The 20,925-nt window shown below is 72.0% G+C and carries 17 protein-coding genes; 15 read left to right on the top strand and 2 right to left on the bottom strand.

Annotated elements, in window-relative coordinates; all coding sequences use genetic code 11:
- The first annotated feature begins 132 nt into the window (after positions 1-132).
- From ACZ7M3_RS28160 to ACZ7M3_RS28145, 4 genes are all read left to right on the top strand, one after another.
- Positions 133-3,147 carry an FAD-binding and (Fe-S)-binding domain-containing protein gene (locus ACZ7M3_RS28160; RefSeq protein WP_472066650.1) on the top strand — a complete coding sequence of 1,005 codons (3,015 nt, stop codon included), beginning with the start codon at positions 133-135 and terminating at the stop codon, positions 3,145-3,147.
- A 241-nt stretch (positions 3,148-3,388) separates the two neighbouring features.
- Complete coding sequence (locus tag ACZ7M3_RS28155; RefSeq protein WP_256258009.1) at positions 3,389-3,520, top strand: hypothetical protein; 132 nt, start codon at positions 3,389-3,391, stop codon at positions 3,518-3,520.
- 101 nt (positions 3,521-3,621) lie between these two features.
- A complete protein-coding gene (locus ACZ7M3_RS28150) occupies positions 3,622-5,910 on the top strand; it encodes an ABC transporter ATP-binding protein (RefSeq protein ID WP_472066648.1) in 2,289 nt (762 codons plus the stop codon).
- A gap of 89 nt (positions 5,911-5,999) precedes the next feature.
- A complete protein-coding gene (locus tag ACZ7M3_RS28145) occupies positions 6,000-7,016 on the top strand; it encodes an EamA family transporter (RefSeq protein ID WP_472066646.1) in 1,017 nt (338 codons plus the stop codon).
- On the opposite strand, the gene ACZ7M3_RS28140 is transcribed toward ACZ7M3_RS28145, so the two are convergent.
- Entirely contained in the window at positions 7,002-7,583 is a 582-nt protein-coding gene (locus ACZ7M3_RS28140) for a TetR/AcrR family transcriptional regulator (RefSeq protein WP_472066644.1), read from the bottom strand. The two genes, ACZ7M3_RS28145 and ACZ7M3_RS28140, sit on opposite strands and share 15 nt — an antisense overlap.
- Before the next feature lie 119 nt (positions 7,584-7,702).
- On the opposite strand from ACZ7M3_RS28140, the gene ACZ7M3_RS28135 reads away from it, so the two are divergent.
- The 11 genes from ACZ7M3_RS28135 to ACZ7M3_RS28085 all read left to right on the top strand — a co-directional run bounded on the left by ACZ7M3_RS28135 (position 7,703) and on the right by ACZ7M3_RS28085 (position 20,148).
- Entirely contained in the window at positions 7,703-8,326 is a 624-nt protein-coding gene (locus ACZ7M3_RS28135) for a nuclear transport factor 2 family protein (RefSeq protein ID WP_472066642.1), read from the top strand.
- Positions 8,319-9,122 carry an SDR family NAD(P)-dependent oxidoreductase gene (locus tag ACZ7M3_RS28130; protein WP_472066640.1) on the top strand — a complete coding sequence of 268 codons (804 nt, stop codon included), beginning with the start codon at positions 8,319-8,321 and terminating at the stop codon, positions 9,120-9,122. Before ACZ7M3_RS28135 ends, ACZ7M3_RS28130 begins: the two co-directional genes overlap by 8 nt.
- A 111-nt stretch (positions 9,123-9,233) precedes the next feature.
- Positions 9,234-9,707, top strand: a complete 474-nt coding sequence (locus ACZ7M3_RS28125; protein ID WP_472066638.1) for a DUF6924 domain-containing protein — start codon at positions 9,234-9,236, stop codon at positions 9,705-9,707.
- Positions 9,708-9,880: 173 nt separating this feature from the next.
- Positions 9,881-10,675 (top strand): TIGR03084 family metal-binding protein, encoded by a 795-nt coding sequence (locus ACZ7M3_RS28120; RefSeq protein ID WP_472066636.1) that lies wholly within the window; start codon positions 9,881-9,883, stop codon positions 10,673-10,675.
- A 2-nt stretch (positions 10,676-10,677) separates the two neighbouring features.
- Positions 10,678-12,369 carry an acyclic terpene utilization AtuA family protein gene (locus ACZ7M3_RS28115; protein WP_472066911.1) on the top strand — a complete coding sequence of 564 codons (1,692 nt, stop codon included), beginning with the start codon at positions 10,678-10,680 and terminating at the stop codon, positions 12,367-12,369.
- A complete protein-coding gene (locus ACZ7M3_RS28110) occupies positions 12,366-13,964 on the top strand; it encodes an acyl-CoA carboxylase subunit beta (RefSeq protein ID WP_472066634.1) in 1,599 nt (532 codons plus the stop codon). The genes ACZ7M3_RS28115 and ACZ7M3_RS28110 overlap by 4 nt, the downstream gene beginning before the upstream one ends.
- A gap of 7 nt (positions 13,965-13,971) precedes the next feature.
- Entirely contained in the window at positions 13,972-15,819 is a 1,848-nt protein-coding gene (locus tag ACZ7M3_RS28105; protein ID WP_472066632.1) for an acetyl/propionyl/methylcrotonyl-CoA carboxylase subunit alpha, read from the top strand.
- Positions 15,820-15,926: 107 nt separating this feature from the next.
- Positions 15,927-17,060 (top strand): acyl-CoA dehydrogenase family protein, encoded by a 1,134-nt coding sequence (locus ACZ7M3_RS28100; protein WP_472066630.1) that lies wholly within the window; start codon positions 15,927-15,929, stop codon positions 17,058-17,060.
- Between the two features lie 33 nt (positions 17,061-17,093).
- The gene (locus ACZ7M3_RS28095) at positions 17,094-18,719 is read left to right on the top strand and encodes a 4-coumarate--CoA ligase family protein (protein WP_472066628.1); all 1,626 of its coding nucleotides are present in this window, start codon (positions 17,094-17,096) and stop codon (positions 18,717-18,719) included.
- Positions 18,716-19,459, top strand: a complete 744-nt coding sequence (locus tag ACZ7M3_RS28090) for an enoyl-CoA hydratase family protein (protein WP_472066626.1) — start codon at positions 18,716-18,718, stop codon at positions 19,457-19,459. Before ACZ7M3_RS28095 ends, ACZ7M3_RS28090 begins: the two co-directional genes overlap by 4 nt.
- The gene (locus ACZ7M3_RS28085) at positions 19,447-20,148 is read left to right on the top strand and encodes a TetR/AcrR family transcriptional regulator (protein ID WP_472066624.1); all 702 of its coding nucleotides are present in this window, start codon (positions 19,447-19,449) and stop codon (positions 20,146-20,148) included. The genes ACZ7M3_RS28090 and ACZ7M3_RS28085 overlap by 13 nt, the downstream gene beginning before the upstream one ends.
- Positions 20,149-20,160: 12 nt before the next feature.
- Here ACZ7M3_RS28085 and pdxH read toward each other — a convergent pair whose 3' ends face one another.
- Positions 20,161-20,799 (bottom strand): pyridoxamine 5'-phosphate oxidase, encoded by a 639-nt coding sequence (gene pdxH / locus ACZ7M3_RS28080; RefSeq protein WP_472066909.1) that lies wholly within the window; start codon positions 20,797-20,799, stop codon positions 20,161-20,163.
- Positions 20,800-20,925: the final 126 nt, after the last annotated feature.

The following is a 20,925-nucleotide window of genomic DNA, read 5'->3' as shown; positions in this document are numbered from 1 at the left end:
ATCGCGTCGGCGATCGGTCGGTGATCGGTCAGGGGTCGGTCAGTGACCGGTCGGCGATCGGCCAGTGATCGCTCGGTGATCGATGCGTCACGGTTACGGACCGTTGTCGGTGCGTGGGGTCATCCTGGAGACATGACGGATCTTGGCGCGAAGGACGGCACGAGCGGCGCGGCGGACCCGCCCGACGTGGACGGGCTGCGGGCCGCCCTCGCGGCGGAGATGCGCGGCGAGGTCGCCTTCGACGTGACCGCGCGGGCGCTGACCACCATGGACGCGTCCAACTACCGCCGGGTCCCGCTCGGCGTGGTCCGTCCGCGCGACGCGGACGACGTGGCGGCCGCCCTGTCCGTGTGCCGGACCCACGGGGTGCCGGTCGTGCCGCGCGGCGGCGGCACCTCGATCGCGGGGCAGGCGACCGGCACCGGAGTCGTCCTCGACCTCACCCGCCACATGAACCGGATCGTCGCGCTCGACCCCGAGGCACGCACGGCCGTCGTCCAGCCCGGAGTCGTCCTCGACCGCCTCCAGGAGGCCGCGGCCCCGCACGGCCTGCGCTTCGGACCCGACCCCTCCACCCACAGCCGCTGCACCCTCGGCGGCATGATCGGGAACAACTCGTGCGGCTCGCACTCGGTGGCCTGGGGCACGACGGCGGACAGCGTGCGCGAACTGTCGGTGGTCAAGGGGAACGGCTCCGTCGTACGGCTGGGACAGAGCTGGCAGGGCGCCCCGGACGGCCTGCGGACGTTGGTCGAGGGCGAGCTGGCCCGCCTGCGCACGGGCTTCCCGCAGCTGCCCCGCCGCATCTCCGGCTACGCGCTCGACGCGCTGCTCCCCGAGAAGGGCGCCGACGTCGCCCGCTCCTTCTGCGGCTCCGAGGGCACGCTCGGGGTGCTCACGGAGGCGATCGTACGACTGGTCGAGGCACCGCGCGCGCGGGCGCTGGCCGTGCTGGCGTACGCGGACGAGAGCGCGGCGGCCGAGGCGGCGGCCGGGCTGCTGCCGCTGGGGCCGCTCACCGTGGAGGGGATGGCCGCGGACCTCGTACCGCCGGACGCGGGGCTGCCGCGCGGCGGCGCATGGCTGTTCGTGGAGACGGGGGGCGCGGACCCGGCGGAAGCACGCGCGCGTGCGGACGCGATCGTCCGGGCCGCCGACGTGCTCGACGCCCTCGTGGTCACCGACCCGGCCGGACAGCGCGCACTGTGGCGGCTGCGCGAGGACGCGAGCGGCACGGCGACCCGGATGCCGGACGGGAGCGAGGCATGGCCGGGCTGGGAGGACTGCGCGGTGCCGCCGGCCCGGCTCGGCGCATACCTGCGCGACTTCCGCCACCTGCTGAGCGCCCACGACCTGCGCGGCACCCCGTACGGGCACTTCGGCGACGGCTGCATCCACGTCCGCATCGACTTCGACCTGCTGACCGGTGCGGGCATCCGCCGCTTCCGCCGCTTCTCCGAGGAACTGGCCGAACTGGTGGTCTCCCACGGAGGCTCCCTCTCGGGCGAGCACGGCGACGGGCAGGCACGGGCCGAACTGCTGCCCAGGATGTACGGCACGGAGCTGGTCGGCCTCTTCGAGCGGGCCAAGGACCTCTGGGACCCCGACGACCTGCTCAACCCCGGGATGCTGGTGCGCCCGCACCGGCTGGACGAGAACCTGCGGTTCGCGGTGCTGCCGCGCGAGCCGGTGGACGTGGCGTTCGGATATCCGGCGGACGGCGGGGACTTCTCGGCGGCGGTGCGCAGATGTGTGGGGGTCGCCAAGTGCCGTACGACGGCCGCCGACGCGGGCGTCATGTGCCCGTCGTTCCGGGCGACGGGCGAGGAGGAGCACTCCACGCGGGGGCGCGCCCGGCTGCTGCACGAGATGCTCGCGGGCGAGGTGGTCACCGACGGCTGGCGCTCGACCGAGGTCCGGGACGCGCTCGACCTGTGCCTGTCCTGCAAGGGCTGCCGGTCCGACTGCCCGGTGGGCGTCGACATGGCCACGTACAAGGCGGAGTTCCTGCACCACCACTACAAAGGCAGGAGGCGCCCCGCCGCGCACTGCACGATGGGCCGGCTGCCGGCGTGGCTGCGCCTGGTCGACCGCACGGGAACGGCGCCGCTGCTCAACTCCCTGGCGTCCGTGCGGCCGTTCGCGGCGCTCGGCAAACGGCTCGGCGGGATCGCACCCGAGCGGGAGATCCCGCGCCTGGCGCCGGAGACGTTCAGCCGGTGGTGGGGGCGACGGTTCAAGGAGCGGGTGCGGCGGATGATGCGGGAGGGGGTGTACGACCCCGAGGCGGAGCTCGACGGGTCCCGGAGGGAGGTGGCGATCCTCTGGCCGGACACCTTCACCGAGTACCTGTCGCCCTCCGTCGGGCAGGCGGCCGTACGGGTGTTGGAGGCGGCCGGGGTGGACGTGATGCTCCCGCCGACGGTGGTGATGCGCAAGCGGACGCCGCGGGCCGGGGAAAGCGTGTCCCCCTCGCACCACCCCTGGTCGGTGGGCGCGCGGGGCCACGTCTGCTGCGGACTGACATACGTCTCCACGGGCCAACTCGACCGCGCCCGCGCGGTGATGCGCCGCACGCTCGACCTGATGGGCGTGTTCCTGGACCCGGACGTCCACCCGCGGCCACCCGCCGTCGTCGTCCTGGAACCGAGCTGCGCCGCCGCCCTGCGCACGGACCTCCCTGAGCTCCTGCACGACGACCCGCGCGCGGCGCGCCTCGCCTCCGCGGTGCTGACGTTCGCCGAGGCCCTGGAGCGCCTCGCCCCGGACTGGGCGCCCCCGCCCCTCGACCGTCCGGTGACCGGCCAGACCCACTGCCACCAGCACGCCGTCCTCGGCGACGGCGCAGACCGCCGACTGCGCGAGGCGGCGGGCCTCACCGGCTCCCTCGCGGGCGGCTGCTGCGGACTCGCCGGCAACTTCGGCTTCGAGAAGGGCCATTACGAGGTGTCGAAGACCTGCGCGGAGGAACAGCTGCTCCCGGCCGTGCGGGCCGCCACGCCCGACACCCTGCTTCTCGCGGACGGTTTCTCCTGCCGTACACAGCTGGAACAGCTGGTGGGGCGCAAGGGGCGGCATCTGGCGGAGGCGCTGGCCGAGGCGCTGGACCAAGGGGTGGACCTGGAGATCGACCAAGGGCCGGACTGACGGCGTGGATATCCAATACCCAGGTTTTTTAGGCAACTCTCAGGTTTCATAAGGGGATTCACAGTCGTCATGTGCTGCATTTTGCTGTGCCTTGGGGTGCGAGGCGTGTAGGTTCCTTGATGTCGGGCGGCAGGGAAAACCGAGGTGACGACCAGGAATTCCCGCCCGGTCCGTAGAGAATTCTCGCACCATCGCACTTTTGCGCTCGCTATTGCGTAGCCAGAAACCTCAAGGAGTTGGCATGAGCTTCAAGAAGCTTGCCCCCCTGCCCCCCAAGCCCAAGTCGAAGCAGCTCCCGCCCCCGCCGGCGCCGAAGCCGCGCAAGAAGGCGCACAAGCCGCTCCCCAAGCCGTTCCCCAACGACGAACGCTGATCGAGCGGCTGATCGAGCGGTAGCAGAGAGGCCGACGGTGCGCCGTCGGCCTCTCTCTTTTGAATTCCTCGGCACGGCCTGCAATTCAAATGAGGAGGGCCATGACCCGGCAAAGGCAGAATCAGGGGTACGAGAAACACAAGGAATACGCGGAAACCGGCGTCGGCGCGGTCGCGTACGATCGGTACGAGGATCACGAGTACGAGGACGACGATGAACTCGACCACGACACGCCGACCATCCCCGCCCGTACGGCCTTCCGGCGCTTCTGGCCGCTGACCAAGGGACTGCGGAGCTGGCTGCTGGCCATCTGGCTGTGCACGGTGCTGGCCGCTCTCGCCGAGACCGCCGCCATCCTCCTCTTCAGCGATCTAACCGACCACGCCCTGCAACAGGGCTCACTGGCCGCGTTCTGGGCCCCGGCCGCCGAATGGCTGGCCGTCGCCGTGCTCGGCGCCGCCGTCGCCTACGCGGGCAACTCCCTCGCCACCTGGGTCACCGAGCGCTTCGTGATGCGGCTGCGCGAGCATGTCTTCGACCACGTGCAGCAGTTGCCACCGCACTTCTTCCAACGCCACCGCCAGGGCGACCTGTTGTCCCGGCTGACCAGCGACGTCGAGTCGATCGAGACGATGGTCGTGTCCGGGCTCGTCGGCGCGGCGTCGGCGGCGTTCAGCGCGCTGTTCTACGCGGCCGCCGCCTTCTGGCTGCGCTGGGACCTGGCCGCGGCGACCTTCGTGCTCGCCCCCCTGTTCTGGCTGGCCGCCCGCCGCTTCTCCGGCGCCATCAAGTCCGTCTCGCGCGACGGCCGGGTCGCCGACGGCGCGATCACCTCCGTCGTCGAGGAGTCCCTCGGCAACATCGTCCTCACCCAGGCGTACGACCGCCGCGACGCCGAGCGGCGGCGGCTGAACCAGGAGGCGAACGCCTGGTTCAGGGCCTCCGTACGCTCCGGGCGCCTCAACGAGCTGTACGAGCAGCTCGTCCAGGTCATCGAGACGATCTGCGTGCTCGCGGTCATCGGCCTCGGCGTGTGGGAGATCTCCGGCGGCCGGATGACCCTCGGCCAGCTGCTCGCCTTCGCCGCGTTCCTCGGCTACCTCTACCCGCCCGTGCGCGGCCTGGCCCAGCTCGGTCTGACCATCGCCGCCGCCACCGCCGGCGCCGAACGGCTGATCGAGATTCTCGATGTGCGGCCCGCGGTCGCCGATCCGACGCCCTCGGCGGAGAGCCGGCTCGGCCGCCCCGACGGCGCCGTGGAGGTCCGCGACGCCACCTTCCGCTACCCCGGTGCGGAGAGCGACGCCCTGCGCGGCCTGTCCTTCACGGTCAACCCCGGCGAGCTCGTGATCGTCACCGGCCCGAGCGGCGCGGGCAAGTCCACCGTGTCCAAGCTCCTCCTGCGCTTCTACGACCCGGACGCCGGCTCCGTGCTCCTCGACGGCGTCCCGGTGGGCGACTTCCCGCTGGCCCGGCTGCGCGAGTACGTCACGCTGCTGCCGCAGGAGACCCTCGTCCTGCACGACACCGTCCGCGCCAACATCGGCTGCGGGCGCCCCGGCGCGAGCGACGAGGCGCTGGTGGAGGCCGCGCGCGCCGCCGACGCGCACGACTTCGTCATGAAGCTGCCGGACGGATACGACACCAAGATCGACCCCAACTCGGCCCGCCTCTCCGGCGGCCAGCTCCAGCGGCTCGCCATCGCCCGCGCCATCCTGCGCGACGCCCCCGTCCTCGTCCTCGACGAGCCGACCACCGGCCTGGACGCGATGGCCGCGCGCCGCGTGATCAAGCCGCTGCGGCGACTGATGCAGGGCCGTACGACGATCATGATCACCCACGACCTCAACCTCGCGCCCGACGCCGACCGCATCCTCGTCGTCGACCGCGGCCGCGTGGTCGAAACCGGCCGCCACGACGAACTCCTGGCCTGCGGCGGCGCGTACGCCCGTCTGCACGGATCGCAGAACAACGCGGTGATGGACACCGGAGAGCTGAGGCTGCCGCTGTTCACGGAGGCGGAGGTTCCGGTGGGTGGCGCGGTGCCGGTGGGGATGCCGACCGGAGTGCCGGTGGGGATGCCGACCGGAGTGCCGGTGGGGGTGCCTGCGGGGATGCCGACCGGGGTGCCTGTGGGAATGCCGACCGGGGTGCCGATGGATTACGCGGGGGGCTTCGTGGCGGAAGCGGCTCCGCAGTACGCGTACTACGGAGCCGCCGGGCAGTCCGGGGCCGAGGGAGCCTGGTACCCCGGTGCGTTTCCCGACCCTTACCCCCTCCCCGACCCCTACCCCCTCCCCGATCCCGATCCTCTGCGGGACCCCCTTGACGGCTATCTGCCCGACGGTCGGCCCCTCTTCCGCGACGAGACACCCTGGACAGGCGCATAAAGGGTTCACGTGCCTGACTTAGTCCATTACTGTGGACTGAGAAGTGCACCTTGATGCACGACTCCTGAGTCGAGCCCCTGGAAGGCCCCGTGAACACCCCCAGCGCCGCCCCGTCCTCCCCGGCCTCGGCCGCCCCGGCGATGGCGCCCGCGCCCACCCCGGGCGAGGGCGCCCCGAACCGGTGGGGTGCCCTCGGCCCCGTGGGACTGGTCCTGGCCGGAGGCGTCTCGGTGCAGTTCGGCGGCGCGCTGGCGGTCACCCTCATCCCACGCGCGGGCGCGCTCGGGGTCGTCACCCTGCGCCTCCTGGTGGCCGCGATCGTGCTGATGGCCGTCTGCCGGCCCAAGGTGCGCGGGCACTCACGGGCGGACTGGCGCACGGTCGTGATCTTCGGCCTCACCATGGCCGCGATGAACGGCCTCTTCTACCAGTCGGTCGCCCGTATCCCACTCGGTCCCGCCGTCACCCTCGAGGTCCTCGGCCCGCTCGTCCTCTCCGTCCTCACCTCCCGCCGCGCCCTGAACCTCCTCTGGGCGGGCCTCGCCCTCGGCGGCGTGTTCCTCCTCGGCGGCGGAGGCTTCAGCTCCCTCGACCCGGTCGGCGTCGCCTTCGCCCTGTCCGCGGGCGCGATGTGGGCGGCGTACATCGTCTTCAGCGCGCGTACGGGCCGACGCTTCCCCCAGGCGGACGGGCTCGCGCTCGCCATGGTGGTCGCGGCGGTGGCGTTCCTGCCGCTGGGGATCGCCGAGTCCGGGACCCGGCTGATCAACCCGACGACCGTGGCCCTGGGCGGCGCGGTCGCCGTCATGTCCTCCGTCTTGCCGTACACCCTCGAACTGCTCGCGCTGCGCCGCCTGCCCGCCGCGACCTTCGCCATCCTGATGAGCCTGGAGCCCGCCGTCGCCGCGACCGCCGGCTTCCTCGTCCTGGACCAGGCCCTCTCCGCCACCGAGGCCCTCGCGATCGCCCTGGTCATCGCCGCGAGCATGGGGGCGGTACGGACACAGGTGGGGCGGGGCAGGGCGAAGAACGTCGGCTCGGGCGGGCCGGCTGCTTCGGCTGGTTCGGTCGCTTCGGCCGCTTCGGCTGGTTCAGAGAGGCCGTAGCAGCCGGAGGATCATCTCGACCGTCCGCTCGACGGGGCGGGCGCGCGCCGTGGCGCTGAACAACAGGGTGCGGGTCAGGACGGCGCCCAGCAGCATGTCGAACACGTCGTCCGGGTCCACGGTGGGGTCGACGGTCCCGGGTGGCGCGGCGCGCAGGATGTCCTGGAAGAGGGGTCGCGCCGACATGCGGACGTACACCTCCGGCGGGCCGGTCCGGTCCGACGTCTGGTGGTGCGCGAGCAGGCCCGCGGCGGCCGCGCGGGCCGCGGGAGTGCTGAAGGCCGCCAGGTAGGCGCGGACGAACCGGCCCAGATCGCGGCCGAGATCCCCCGTCGGCCGCACGCTCAGCGGGCTGAGCCCGGGGAACGTGGCCTCTTCGATCAGCTCGATCCGGGACGGCCAGCGCCGGTAGATCGCGGAGGCGTGCACGCCGGAGTGTTCGGTGACCGCCTGGATCGTCGTCGCGTCGAAGCCGCGCCGGACGAGCAGTTCGCGCGCTGCCGCGAGGGCCCGTTCGTCGATGCTCGTGTCCCGGGGGCGACCGGGGCGACGGCGCGGCTCTGTCATGGCGGACATCGTAATGACCGGCTGTTCACGGCCTCCTGTTTATAGGAGGCCCTCTTCTATAAATGACGTCGCGTAGCTACAGTCCGAGCGGGGATCCGAGCGGGGAAGGGCTGTGACGGATGACCGAGACCGAAGAGCTCCGTGCCGCCGTCGAGTTGCTGGCGGCCAAGGTCCACGCCCTGGAGGACCAGGTCGAGATCATGCAGCTCGTCGCCCAGTACGGGCCCGCCGTCGACAGCGGCTCCGGCGAGGCCGCGGCGGACCTCTGGACCGAGGACGGCGTCTTCGACGCGGTCCCTCACCTGCGGATGGAGGGCCGGGAGGGCGTCCTCGGGATGGTTCACGGCGCCGGTCACCAGAGCGTGATCCACAACGGCTGCGGCCATGTTCTGACCGTGCCGCACATCGTCGTCGACGGCGACCGGGCCACCGGCCGCAGCCACGCGCTGCACCTGCGCTGGGACGCCGACGCCGGCCGGTTCTGGGTGTTCCAGGTCTCCGCGAACACCTGGCGTTGGGCGCGCACCCCGCAGGGCTGGCGCATCGCCGAGCGGATCAACGCCAACCTGGACGGAACCGAGGGCCCCCGCGCGATGCTCGCGCCGCCCGCGGACCGCGTCCGACAGGACGCGGTGAGCAGCGCCGACGCCCCTCCGGCGTCCCCGGATTCCCCTCCGGCGCCCCCCGATGACCCTTTGACGACCCTTCGGCGATCGAGCAGACGAGGTGCGGAGAGTGACTGAAGCCCTGACCGGCACGTACGGCCCCTGGGGCGTCGTCGCCGGTGGATCCGACGGCGTCGGCGCCGCGTTCGCCCACGCGATGGCCGCCCGCGGCATGAACGTGGTCCTGGTGGCGAGGCGCGTACCCGTACTGGAGGCGTCCGCCGCCGAGATCCGGGCGAAGTACGACGTCGAGACCCGCACGGTCGCGCTCGACCTCGGCGCCCCGGACGCGTTGTCGGAACTGACGCGCGCCACCTCCGACCTGGAAGTCGGCCTGTTCGTCTACAACGCGGGCGGCGACGACCGCAGCGTCGCCTTCCTCGACAAGGACCTCGCCACCCACCTCGAACTGGTCCACCGCAACTGCGTCGGCCCGCTCGAAGCGGCATACCGCTTCGGCGGTCCGATGGTGGCGCGCGGGCGCGGGGCCGTGGTGCTGGTGACGTCGGGCGCGGCCTGGGCGGGCGGTGCGACGCTCGCCGCCTACGGCGCCACGAAGGCGTTCGACCTCATCCTCGCGGAGAGCCTGTGGGCGGAGTGGCGCACCCGCGGCGTCGACGTACTGGGGCTCGTCCTCGGCAAGACCGACACCCCGTCCATGCGCCGGGCGTTCGACGCCGAGGGCAGGCCGTACGGAGAACTCGCCGATCCCGACGACGTCGCGGCGGAGGCCCTCGACCACCTCGCCGACGGCCCCACCTGGATCTACGGGAGCGACACCCCGACCGGCGGTTCCCCGTTCGGCGCGCTCAGCCGACGTGACGCGGTCCTCGCGATGAGCCGGGGCGCGTCCGCCCACAACGACGACGCCTGACTCCTGCCCCTGCCCCACTCCGTCGCATCGAACGCGGCTTGTCGGTGCCCTCGTTTAGTGTGCGTGCCGCACATGCAGACGGTGATCCGAGCGGGGGAGTGGGGCTGCGTCATGAGTGATCGCACCGGGCAAGGCGTGGCGGACCGCGACGAGTTCGCGGCGCTGGTCATCAGGACCGACTTCGGCGACGAAGGGGCGTGGACGGCGCTGAGACGCGCGCTGTCCCTGCCCTGGGGTCCAGGAGACTTCGAGCCACGCGTCCATGTTGTCGACGACCCCTCCTGGGCGGGGCTCACGACGGCCGACGTACTCGCCGCGGTCTCCGCCGACGACGAACTGGCCGTCGTCTTCCTCGCGGACGGCGTCGCCCTGCGCACCGGACAGGGAGCTCTGCTGGCGGTGTCCACGCTGACCAGGGAAGAGTGCGAGAGCGACGAGGAGTTCGAGGCCGAAGGCGGCGAGTTCCGCACGGCCCCGGCCGGGGTCCACGAGATTCACGCCAACCTGATGATCGCCAACCTCGACTTCGCCGATTTCGCCGACGCGGCCGAGGCGGCGCCGGACGGCGTCTTCCGTTCCCTGTAGTCCGCGCGGGACGTCTCTTCTGCAACCCGCGCGGCACATCAATTAATGCAAGCATGCTTGCTTGTTTCTGTGGCCGCTGCCATGCTCCAGAGCGCACCGCGAAAGACTCCGCACGCCCGCCGCACATCGCCGCGCGCCGCCGCACACCGTCGTGCCCCGAGGGGAGCTCCATCGTGTCCGACCCGTCGTCAGTGATCGACGATCTGCACCAGGAGAGCGAAGAACTCGACCTGCTGGTAAGGGACTTGGCGGAGAGCCACTGGGCACTCGCCACCCCCGCCGCCGGCTGGACCGTCGCTCACCAGATCGCCCACCTGGCCTGGACGGACCGTTCGGCCCTGCTCGCCGTGACGGACGCCGAGGCCTTCGCCAAGGAGGTCGAGAAGGCGATGGCCTCGCCCGGCGGATTCGTGGACGAGGGCGCGGAGGAGGGGGCCGGGCTGCCGCCCGCCACGCTGCTCGGCGACTGGCGGGCGGGGCGAACGGCGTTGGAAGAGGCCCTCCGCGCGGCCCCCGCCGGCACCCGTTTCCCCTGGTACGGCCCGCCCATGTCGGTCGCCTCCATGGCCACCGGCCGCCTGATGGAGACCTGGGCCCACGGCCAGGACGTGGCGGACGGGCTGGGCGTGGCACGCACTCCCACCGACCGTCTCCGCCACGTCGCCCGCATCGGCGTACGGGCCCGGGACTTCGCCTTCCACGTACGGGGGCTCACTCCGCCCGCCACCGAGTTCCGTGTCGAACTGGTCGGCCCCAAGGGCGAGTTGTGGACGTACGGGCCCGAAGGGGCACCCCAGCGCGTCACCGGCCCCGCCCTCGACTTCTGTCTCCTGGTCACCCAACGGGCCCACCGCGGCGACCTCGCCGTACGGGCGGACGGCCCCGACGCCGACCGCTGGCTTGACATCGCCCAGGCCTTCGCGGGTCCACCCGGGCAGGGGCGCGCGTCCAAGGGAGACGCGAGGTGACCATCGCGCCCCTCCGGATAGGCAACGCCTCCGGCTTCTACGGCGACCGCTTCGACGCGATGCGCGAGATGCTCACCGGCGGCCCCCTGGACGTCCTCACCGGCGACTACCTCGCCGAACTCACCATGCTCATCCTCGGCCGCGACCGCCTCAAAAACCCCTCCGGCGGCTACGCCCGCACCTTCCTGGGCCAGTTGGAGGAGTGCCTCGGCCTCGCGCACGAGCGGGGCGTGCGGGTCGTGGCGAACGCGGGCGGCCTCAACCCCGCCGGACTCGCCGACGCCGTACGGCAGTTGGCCGACCGCCTCGGCATACCGGTACGCGTCGCCCACGTCGAGGGCGACGACCTGACCGCCGGCCACCCCAGGAGCCTCGCCGCGCACGCCTACCTCGGCGGTGACGGGATCGCCGCCTGTCTGCGCGAGGGCGCGGACATCGTGGTGACCGGTCGGGTCACGGACGCGGCGCTGGTCACCGGGCCCGCCGTCGCTCACTTCGGCTGGGCGCCGGACGCGTACGACCGCCTCGCCGGCGCCGTCGTCGCCGGTCACGTCCTGGAATGCGGCACCCAGGCCACCGGCGGCAACTACGCCTTCTTCACCGACCACGACCCGGCGCGCCTTCGCCACCCGGGATTCCCGCTCGCCGAACTCCACGAGGACGGCACCAGCGTCATCACCAAGCACGACGGCACCGGCGGCCTCGTGGACATCGGCACCGTCACCGCGCAACTCCTCTACGAGACCTCCGGCGCCCGGTACGCGGGCCCCGACGTCACCGCCCGCCTCGACTCGGTCCGCCTCACCCAGGAGGCTCCCGACCGCGTCCGCGTCTCCGGTGTACGCGGCGAGGCCCCGCCCCCCACTCTCAAGGTCGGCCTCAACCGCCTCGGCGGCTACCGCAACGAAGTCGCCTTCGTCCTCACCGGCCTCGACATCGAGGCGAAGGCCGCCCTCGTCCGGGACCAGATGGAGGCGGCCCTCGACGCGGCCAAGTCGCGCCCCACGGAGGTCCGCTGGGACCTCGCGCGCACCGACCACCCCGACGCTCCCACGGAGGAGACCGCGAGCGCCCTCCTGCGCCTCGTCGTACGCGACCCCGACCAGGACGCGGTGGGCCGCACCCTCAGCGGCGCCGCCATCGAACTGGCCCTGGCCAGCTACCCCGGGTTCCACGTGCTCGCGCCCCCGGGAAAGGGCTCCCCGTACGGGGTCTTCGAGGACGTGTACGTCCCCCAGGGCGCCGTGGCGCACGTGGCGGTCCTCCATGACGGGCGGCGGGTGCCGGTCGCTCCGGCCACCGACACCCTCGTACTCGAACCGGCGCCCGAGCCCGCCCTGCCCGAACCGCTCCCTCCGGGGCCGACGCGACGCGCCCCCCTGGGTGTGGTCGCGGGTGCGCGCAGTGGGGACAAGGGCGGGAACGCGAATGTCGGGGTGTGGGTGCGATCGGATGACGCGTGGCGCTGGTTGGTTCATCAACTGACGGCTGACAGATTTCAGAATCTGATAACTGAAAGCTGTCATCTGAAAGTTGTCCGTCACACTCTGCCGAACCTCCGCGCCCTCAATTTCGTCGTCGAAGGAATCCTCGGCGAAGGCGTCGCCTCCCAGCACCGCTTCGACCCCCAGGCCAAGGCCCTGGGCGAATGGCTCCGCTCCCGCCACCTCGACATCCCGGAGGCACTGCTGTGACGGTCCTGGCGTCCGCCCTGGACACCGCCGCCCCCGACTACACCGCCCACCGCGAGGCCATGCTCGCCAAGCTCGCCGCGCTGGACGCCGAGCACGCCAAGGCGCTCGCGGGCGGCGGCGAGAAGTACGTGGCCCGGCACCGAAAGCGCGGCAAGCTGCTCGCCCGTGAACGCATCGAGCTGCTGCTCGACCCCGACACACCGTTCCTGGAGCTGTCGCCGCTCGCGGCCTGGGGGAGCGAGTACGCGGTCGGCGCGTCGCTGGTGACCGGGATCGGGGTCGTCGAGGGCGTGGAGTGCCTGATCACCGCGAACGACCCGACGGTGCGGGGCGGCGCCAGTAACCCCTGGAGCCTGAAGAAGGCCCTGCGGGCCAACGACATCGCCCTCGCCAACCGGCTGCCCTGCATCAGCCTGGTGGAGTCGGGCGGCGCCGATCTGCCGTCCCAGAAGGAGATCTTCATCCCCGGGGGAGCGATTTTCCGCGACCTCACCAGGTTGTCGGCGGCGGGGATCCCGACCGTCGCCGTCGTCTTCGGGAACTCCACCGCCGGAGGCGCGTACATCCCCGGCATGTCCGACCACGTGATCATGGTCAAGGAGCGGGCGAAGGTCTTCCTGGGCGGGCCGCCGCTGGTGAAGATGGCGACCGGCGAGGAGAGCGACGACGAGTCCCTGGGCGGCGCCGAGATGCACGCGCGCGTGTCGGGTCTCGCGGACTACTTCGCCGTCGACGAACAGGACGCCCTCCGCCAGGCCAGGCGCGTCGTCGCCCGGCTCAACCACCGCAAGGCGTTCGGCGATCCCGGTCCGGCCGAGCCCCCCAAGTACGACGAGGACGAGCTCCTGGGGATCGTCCCCGGCGACCTCCGACACCCCTTCGACCCGCGCGAGGTCATCGCCCGCGTGGTCGACGGCTCCGACTTCGACGAGTTCAAGCCCCTCTACGGGACGAGCCTCACGACCGGCTGGGCAACCCTCCACGGCTATCCCGTCGGCATCCTGGCCAACGCCCAGGGAGTGCTGTTCAGCGCCGAGTCCCAGAAGGCCGCCCAGTTCATCCAGCTCGCCAACCAGCGCGACATTCCCCTCCTCTTCCTGCACAACACCACCGGCTACATGGTCGGCAAGGAGTACGAGCAGGGCGGGATCATCAAGCACGGCGCGATGATGATCAACGCCGTCTCCAATTCGAAGGTCCCCCACCTGTCCGTCCTCATGGGGGCCTCCTACGGAGCCGGTCACTACGGCATGTGCGGGCGCGCCTACGACCCGCGCTTCCTGTTCGCCTGGCCCAGCGCCAAGTCCGCCGTCATGGGTCCCCAGCAGCTCGCGGGCGTCCTCTCGATCGTCGCCCGGCAGTCGGCCGTGGCGAAGGGGCAGCCCTACGACGAGGACGCCGACGCGGCCCTGCGCGCCATGGTGGAGCAGCAGATCGAGTCGGAGTCCCTGCCGATGTTCCTGTCCGGGCGGCTGTACGACGACGGGGTCATCGACCCCCGCGACACCCGCACCGTCCTCGGCCTGTGCCTGTCCGCGATCCACACGGCCCCCTATGAGGGGGCGCGCGGTGGCTTCGGCGTCTTCCGGATGTGAGGTCCCAGTGATTACTTCTGTCCTCGTGGCCAATCGGGGCGAGATCGCCTGCCGGGTCTTCCGCACCTGCGGTGAGTTGGGGATCCGGACTGTCGCCGTGTACTCGGACGCCGACGAGAACGCCCTCCACACGCGTGTGGCCGACGAGGCGGTACGGCTGCCGGGGGCGGCGCCCTCGGACACGTATCTGCGCGGCGACCTGATCGTGAAGGCCGCCCTGAGCGCCGGCGCGGACGCCGTGCACCCCGGGTACGGCTTCCTCTCCGAGAACGCAGGCTTCGCGCGGGCCGTCCTCGACGCGGGCCTCGTCTGGATCGGGCCGCCGCCCGAGGCCATCGAGGCGATGGCTTCCAAGACGCGCGCCAAGAAACTGATGGGGCTCGAACCGCTGGAGACGGTGACCGCCGCCGATCTCCCGGTGCTCGTCAAGGCGGCCGCGGGCGGCGGCGGACGCGGTATGCGTGTCGTACGCGAGCTCGACGCCCTCGACGCCGAGCTGACCGCCGCCCGCGCCGAGGCCCTCAGCGCCTTCGGCGACGGCGAGGTCTTCGTCGAGCCCTACGTAGAGGGCGGTCGGCATGTGGAAGTGCAGATCCTCGCCGACGCGCACGGCACGGTCTGGGCGCTCGGCACCCGCGACTGCTCCCTCCAGCGCCGCCACCAGAAGGTCGTCGAGGAGGCCCCGGCCCCCGGTCTCGGAGACCTCACGGAAAGCCTCTACGACCTGTCCGTGCGGGCCGCCCGAGCCGTCGACTACGTGGGCGCGGGAACGGTCGAGTTCCTGGTCGCCGACGGCAAGGCCCACTTCCTGGAGATGAACACCCGCCTCCAGGTCGAACACCCGGTGACGGAGGCGGTCTTCGGCGTCGATCTCGTCGCGCTCCAGATCCAGGTGGCGGAGGGCGCGGCGCTCGCGAACGACCCGCCACGCGCGCGTGGGCACGCGATCGAGGCCCGCCTGTACGCCGAGGACCCGGCACGGTCCTGGGCCCCGCAGACCGGCACCCTGCACCGCCTTGCCGTCGCGGAGGGCGTCCGCCTGGACACCGGATACACCGACGGCGACCCGATCGGCGTCCACTACGACCCGATGCTGGCGAAGGCGATCGCCCACGCGCCCTCGCGTGCGGAGGCCCTGCGCAAGCTGTCCGGTGCCCTGGAACGTGCCGCCATCCACGGCCCGGCGACCAACAGGGATCTGCTCGTACGCTCCTTGCGGCACCCGGAGTTCGCCGAGGCCCGCATGGACACCGGGTTCTACGAGCGCCACCTCGCCGCCCTCACGACGCCGGCCCCGGACCCGTACGTGCCTCTGGCGGCGGCCCTGGCGGACGCGCGGAGCCACGCTCGCTCCCGGTTCGGCGGCTGGCGCAACCTCCCCTCGCAGCCCCAGATCAAGCGCTACGACCTGGCCGGCACCGAGCACGAGGTGCGCTACCGGCACACCCGTGCGGGCCTCACGGCCGACGGGGTGCGCGTGGTGCACGCCGACGCCCGTCTCGTCGTACTCGAAGTGGACGGCGTGCGGAGGAAGTTCGAGGTGACGCGGTACGGAGACCAGGTGTTCGTGAACGCCACCGCCCTCACCGCCCTGCCCCGCTTCCCCGACCCCACCGCCCAGCAGGCCCCCGGCTCCCTCCTGGCCCCCATGCCCGGAACCGTCGTCCGCGTCGCCGAGGGACTGGCCACGGGAGCCGCCGTACGGGCCGGAGAGCCCCTCCTGTGGCTGGAGGCGATGAAGATGGAACACAAGATCTCCGCGCCGACGGCAGGCACCCTCAGCGCCCTCCACGCCACCCCCGGCCAACAGGTTGAGGTCGGGGCCTTGTTGGCAGTAGTAGATCCAACTCCGTGAGAAGAGCGCCCCGAAAGGGGCGCGGGGCTGTCACATCATGCGGCTCCGCCGCGTGGGCGCGACCGGCCACAAACAACCCGCACTCTTCGTACTCAGCAGGAGCCCCCATGAGCCCCGCAACAGAAACCGAAGAACACAAGGCCCTCCGATCCGCCGTGGCCGCCCTAGGCAAACGCCACGGCCGCGACTACGACATCAACGCCCTCTGGTCCGAGGCCGCCAAGCTCGGCTACCTCGGCGTCAACCTGCCGGAGGCATACGGTGGCGGGGGCGGCGGCATAGCCGAACTCTCCATCGTCCTGGAAGAACTCGGCGCCGCGGGCTGCCCCCTCCTGATGATGGTCGTGTCGCCGGCGATCTGCGGCACGGTGATCGCCCGCTTCGGCACGGAGGCCCAGAAGCAGGAGTGGCTCCCGGGCCTGGCCGACGGCACCCGCACCATGGCGTTCGGCATCACCGAACCCGACGCGGGTTCCAACTCGCACCGCATCACCACCACCGCGCGCCGGGACGGTGCCGACTGGCTCCTGAGCGGCCGCAAGGTGTTCATCTCCGGCGTCGACATCGCGGATGCCACCCTCATCGTGGGGCGCACGGAGGACGCGCGCACGGGCAGCCTCAAGCCCTGCCTGTTCATCGTCCCGCGCGACGCCGACGGCTTCGGGCGCCGGCGGATCGATATGGAACTCCACAGCGCGGAGAAGCAGTTCGAGCTGACCCTCGACGACGTGCGACTGCCCGCCGACGCGCTCGTCGGCGACGAGGACGCGGGCCTGCTCCAGCTCTTCGCCGGGCTCAACCCCGAGCGGGTGATGACGGCCGCGTTCGCGATCGGCATGGGCCGCTACGCGCTCTCCAGGGCCGTCGAGTACGCCCGCGAGCGCACCGTCTGGAAGCAGCCCATCGGTGCCCACCAGGCCATCGCGCATCCCCTCGCGCAGGCCCACATCGATCTCGAACTCGCCCGCCTGATGATGCAGAAGGCGGCGTACCTGTACGACTCCGGGGACGACGTCGCCGCAGGTGAGGCCGCCAACATGGCGAAGTACGCGGCGGGCGAGGCCTGCGTGAGGGCGGTCGACCAGTCCGTGCACACCCTCGGCGGCAACGGCCTCACCCGCGAATTCGGCCTCGCCACGTTGATAACGGCCTCGCGCGTGGCTCGTATTGCTCCGGTGAGCCGGGAGATGATTCTCAACTACGTCTCCCACCAGACCCTGGGCCTGCCCAAGTCGTACTAGCCCGCCGCTCCACGAGCCGCTCCAGGAGGAACCGTGTTCCGCAGCGAGTACGCCGAAGTCCCGGCCGTAGAGGAACCCATTCACGAGGCGGTCCTCGGCCGCGCCGCCGAGCGCGGCGACACGCCCGCGCTGATCGACGGAGTCGACGGCACCACGCTCACCTACGGGCAACTGGACCGGTTCCACCGCCGACTGGCCGCCGCGTTCGCCGACGCGGGCGTCCGCAAGGGCGACGTCCTCGCCCTGCACAGCCCGAACACCATCGCCTTCCCGACGGCGTTCTACGCCGCCACGCGCGCGGGGGCGTCGGTCACGACCGTGCACCCGCTCGCCACACCCGAGGAGTTCGCCAAGCAGCTGCGGGACAGCGCCGCGAACTGGATCGTGACCGTGTCGCCCCTCCTGGGGGCGGCGCGGCAGGCCGCCGAGCTCGCCGGCGGAGTGCGGGAGATCTTCGTGTGCGACAGCGCGCCGGGGCATCGCTCGCTGATCGACCTGCTCGGTTCGACCGCGCCCGAACCGGAGATCGACATCGACCCGGTGACGGACGTCGCGGCCCTGCCGTACTCCTCCGGGACGACCGGCATACCCAAGGGGGTGATGCTCACCCACCGGTCCATCGCCACCAACCTGGCGCAACTGGTGCCCTTCTTGCCGATGGGCGAGGGCGAGCGCATCCTCGCGGTGCTGCCCTTCTTCCACATCTATGGGCTGACGGCCCTCATGAACGCGCCCCTGAGGCAGGGCGCCACCGTCGTCGTACTGCCCCGCTTCGACCTCGACACCTTCCTCGCGGCCATCGAGAAGCACCGCATCAGCGGCCTCTTCGTGGCGCCGCCGATCGTGCTGGCCCTGGCCAAGCACCCGGCCGTCGCGCGGTACGACCTGTCGTCCCTGAAGTACATCGTCTCCTCCGCCGCGCCCCTGGACGCCAAACTCGCGCTGGCCTGCGCCGAGCGGCTCGGGCTGCCGCCCATCGGCCAGGGCTACGGGATGACGGAACTGTCTCCCTGCACGCACCTGGTCCCCCTGGACGCCGCCCAGGACGCGCCCCCGGGAACGGTCGGCAGGCTCGTCCCGGGCACCGAGATGCGCATCGTCTCCCTCGACGACCCCGACAAGGACCTCGGCGTCGGAGAGGCGGGCGAGATCGTCATCCGCGGTCCCCAGGTCATGAAGGGCTATCTGGGGCAGCCCGACGCCACCGCCGCGATGATCGACCCGGACGGCTGGCTGCACACCGGAGACGTCGGCCATGTGGACCCTGCGGGCTGGCTGTTCGTCGTCGACCGCGTCAAGGAGCTCATCAAGTACAAGGGCTTCCAGGTCGCGCCCGCCGAACTGGAGGCACTGCTCCTCACCCACCCCGGTATCGCGGACGCGGCCGTCATCGGGGTCTACAACGAGGACAACAACGAAGTCCCGCACGCCTTCGTGGTGCGCCAGCCGTCCGCGGCCGGTCCGGCCGGTCCGGCCGGTCCGGCTGGTCCGGCGGCGGACCTCTCCGACGTCCCCGACCTCTCCGAAGGAGAGGTGATGATGTACGTCGCCGAGCGCGTCGCCCCGTACAAGAGGGTCCGCGGCGTCACCTTCATCGACGCCGTCCCACGGGCGGCCTCAGGAAAGATCCTGCGCCGGGAACTGCGAGGCCTGTCATGACCGTTGAACCGGTTGTCCGCGTGGCGCACGACCGCGCCGTCACCACCCTCACCCTCGACTCGCCCGCCAACCGCAACGCCCTCTCCGCCGCCCTCGTGGGCGAGCTCGCGGACGGGCTCACCCGGTGCGGCAAGGACCGTGACGTCCGCGCGGTCGTCCTCGCCCACACGGGGAACACGTTCTGCGCGGGCGCCGACCTGCGCGACCCCCCGCACCCGGACGCGCTCGTCGCCCTGCTGCGGCAGATCGTCGAGCTGCACAAGCCCGTGGTGGCCCGGGTGACGGGCCATGTGCGGGCGGGCGGACTGGGACTCCTCGGAGCCTGCGATCTGGCGATCGCCTCCCAGGAGGCCACGTTCGCCTTCACGGAGGTACGCATCGGCGTCGCGCCCGCCGTGATCTCCCTTCCCCTGCTGCCCCGTACGGACCCTCGCGCCCTCGCCCGCTACTACCTCACAGGCGAACGTTTCGACGCGGCGGAGGCGGTACGGACGGGACTCCTGACGGCGACCGGAGACGACGTCGACATCACCCTGGAACCCGTCCTGGACGGCCTGCGCCGCGCCTCCCCCCAAGGCCTGGCCGAGACGAAACGGCTGCTCACGGCTAGGGTGCTGGAGGCCTTCGACCGGGACGCGGACGCCCTGACCGCGCTCTCGGCCGAACTGTTCTCCTCCGCGCAGGCCCGCGAGGGGATGACGGCCTTCCTCGAACGACGGGATCCCGCATGGGTGGTGTGAGCACGACGGAAGCCGCGGAGCGCGCGGAGCCCACGGACGCCGCAGACGCGACCACGGACGCCACGGACGCGACGGAGCCCGCCGAAACCGCCCCCCGCAGTCCCCGGCTTCCGCACGTCCCCAAGCAGGACCGCAGCCGCGCCACCCGGCAGCGGCTGCTCGCGGCCGCCGTGGCCTGTCTCGCCGAGCACGGCTGGGCGGGCTCCACGGTCTCCGTCGTCGCCGAGCGCGCGGGAGTGTCCCGGGGGGCCGCCCAGCACCACTTCCGCACCCGCGAGGACCTGTTCACCGCCGCGGTGGAGTACGTCGCCGAGGAGCGCTCCACCGCCCTGCGCGCCCTGTTCCCTGAGGGTGCCGCAGACCGCCGCGAGGTGGTCGCGGCCCTGGTCGACCTCTACACCGGCCCCCTCTTCCGCGCCGCCCTCCACCTCTGGGTCGCCGCCTCCAACGAGGAGCAGCTCCGCCCCAGGGTCACCGAGCTGGAGGCCCGCGTGGGCCGCGAGACCCACCGGATCGCCGTGGAACTCCTCGCCGCCGACGAATCCCGCCCGGGCGTTCGCGAAACGGTCCAGGGCCTGCTGGACATGTCCCGCGGCCTCGGCCTCGCCAACCTCCTCACGAACGACGGGGGGCGACGGGAACGGGTGGTGGCGCAGTGGGGCGTACTGCTGGACGAGGCGCTGGGCTGAGCCCCGCCGACGTCACGGACTGAGGCGCTCCGCCCGCCAGCTGCCGTCCGGCTCCACCACGTACAGCAGCCGGTCGTGGAGGCGGTTCTCGCGGCCCTGCCAGAACTCGACCGTCCGGGGGGCGACGCGGAAACCGCCCCAGTGCGGGGGCACGGGGACCTGCTCGCCCTCCGGATAGCGGGCGCTCAACTCCGCGTAGGCGGCGTCGAGCTCGTCCCGGGAGGAGATGACCGAGGACTGGGCGCTGGCCCAGGCGCCGAGCTGGGAGCCGTGCGGGCGGGTGCGGAAGTACGCGGCGGTCTCGTCGCGTCCGGTGCGCCGCGCCGTTCCGGTGACGATGACCTGGCGGGCCATCGGGTGCCAGGGGAAGAGCAGCGAGACGTACGGGTTCTCGGACAGCTCGCGGGCCTTGCGGGAGTCGTAGTTGGTGTAGAAGACGAAGCCCTGCTCGTCGTACTGCTTGAGCAGCACCGTGCGTGAGCTGGGCCGGCCCTCCGCGTCCGCCGTGGAGACGACCATCGCGTTCGGCTCGTACACCATGCCCTGCACGGAGGCCTGCGCGGCCTGCTTGAACCAGCGGGCGAACTGGTCCATGGGATGTGCGGCGAGATCGGCCTCGACGAGCCCCTCGGCGCGGTAATGGGCGCGCATCGCGGCGGGGTCGGCGGCGAGTTCTTCGGCGTCGCCCGTGGCTTCTGCGGCGGCGGCTTCCGCAGCGCGCAGGACGAGGGGCTCGTCGGCGGATTCATCCGGCAGGCGGTCGCGGTCGGTCACGCG

The organism is Streptomyces sp. NPDC111656, from assembly GCF_055656965.1.
This window is presented reverse-complemented; position numbering and strand designations above follow the sequence as displayed.